This is a genomic window from Tabrizicola sp., from assembly GCF_031377265.1.
GTDB lineage: Bacteria > Pseudomonadota > Alphaproteobacteria > Rhodobacterales > Rhodobacteraceae > JAUYQR01.
The window spans coordinates 1-1,679 of sequence record NZ_JANMET010000089.1 but is presented as its reverse complement, the minus strand read 5'-3'; the positions used below and the strand labels follow the sequence as shown (position 1 = coordinate 1,679).

The 1,679-nt window shown below is 66.8% G+C and carries 2 protein-coding genes and 1 pseudogene; all 3 read left to right on the top strand.

What is annotated here, in order from left to right; genetic code table 11:
* On the top strand, nucleotides 1-282 hold a 282-nt coding region (locus RMO18_RS05545), incomplete at its 5' end, for a cupin domain-containing protein (RefSeq protein ID WP_309664444.1).
* Between the two features lie 122 nt (nucleotides 283-404).
* The gene (locus tag RMO18_RS05540) at nucleotides 405-1,199 is read left to right on the top strand and encodes an arginine deiminase family protein (protein ID WP_309664442.1); all 795 of its coding nucleotides are present in this window, start codon (nucleotides 405-407) and stop codon (nucleotides 1,197-1,199) included.
* Nucleotides 1,196-1,679: pseudogene (locus tag RMO18_RS05535) on the top strand (hypothetical protein); the annotation flags it as partial. The gene RMO18_RS05540 and the pseudogene RMO18_RS05535, both read left to right, overlap by 4 nt.

Here is a 1,679-nt window from a genome sequence, read left to right as displayed (position 1 = left end):
CCCGAAGTGCTGAAAACCGCCGTCATCCGTTCGGACGCTGGTCTGGTCGCCTTTTTCACTTTCCTGAAGGACGTCGAGTTGCCGATGCATTCCCACGGCGCGCAATGGGGCTCGATTGTCGCGGGCGAGATCGAGCTGACCATCGGCACGGTCACCGGCATTTATCGTCCGGGTGACAGCTACTTCATTCCGGCGGGTGCCCTGCACGGCGCGCGGGTCAAGGCCGGCACGCAGGCGATCGACGTCTTCGCCGAAGCTGACCGCTACAGGATCAAACCGTGACGGCGTCGACCTTGCGGAACGGCGGGTGACCCCTCGCGCCGACCGGCCAACTCCAGGCCTCAGGACCCTTGCGAAGCTGGCCTTCGGGTGCGACACAGTCCGCACCCAACCCGGACCCTTCGATGTCGTCTTCCATCCATTTCACCCACGCCATCACCCGCCGCCCCGCGCCGTCGATCACCGCGGGCCTGCGCGCCGTGGATACCGGCACACCCGACCTTGCGCTGATGCAGGCGCATCACGACGCCTATGTCGCCACCCTGCGCGAGACCGGGGCCACCGTGGTCGAGCTTTCCGCGCTGGACGCCTACCCCGATAGCGTCTTTGTCGAGGATACCGCCCTTTGCCTGCCCGAAGGCGCCGTCATCATGCGCCCCGGCGCGCCCTCCCGTCTGGGTGAGGCCGCCGAAATGGCCCCCCATCTGCGCGCGCTTTACGGCCAGGTCGTCGGCATCACCGGCCAGGAAAGCTTCATCGAAGGCGGCGACATCCTGGTGACCGAGCGTGAGATCCTCGTCGGCCGCTCGGCCCGCACCAATGCAGCCGGGATCGCCGAACTGACCGCCCTCGTCGCCCCCTGGGGCCACACGGTCCGCGAGGTGCACACGCCCCCCGGAGTCCTGCATTTCAAGACCGATTGCTCGCTGCTGGACGTGGACACGATCCTGTCGACGAAACGCCTCTCGGCCTCCGGCTGCTTCGCGGGCTACACGGTCATCGACGTCGCCGATGGCGAAGAAGCCGCCGCCAACACGATCCGTTTCAACGATCTGGTCCTGTTGCCCGAAGGTTTCCCACGCACCCGCGATGCCATCGCGGCTGCCGGCTTCTCGGTGCGCGAGATCGGCAATTCGGAATGCGCCAAGCTGGACGGCGGCATGTCCTGCCTGTCGCTCCGTTTCACCCCAAGGGCATGAGCCCGAACCTCCTCGCCATCGGCCAATCCGGCCGTCTGGAGTTCGAGGCGATCCTCCTTGCCGCCTCGCTGCGCCAAGCTGACCCCGCTTTCCACGGCACCCTTTTCATCGCCGAACCCCAGCCCGGCGGCAAATGGCCCGGCGATCCCCGGATGTCCGACCGCGCGCGCGGCCTTCTGACCGACCTCGGGGCGACGATCCTGCCCTTCAGGGCGCGGGTCTTCGGCGCGGACTATCCGCAAGGCAACAAGATCGAGGCGCTGGCCGCCCTGCCCGACGAACCCTTTCTGTTTCTCGACACCGACACGCTGGTCACCGGCCCGATTTCGGCGATCCCCTTCGATTTCACCCGCCCTTCCGCCTCGATGAAGCGCGAAAACACCTGGCCAGCGGTCGAGCTTTACGGGCCCACTCCCGCCCAGACCTGGGCCGCGCTCTACGACCGCTTCGGCCTTGATTTTCCAAGTTCGCTCGACCTGT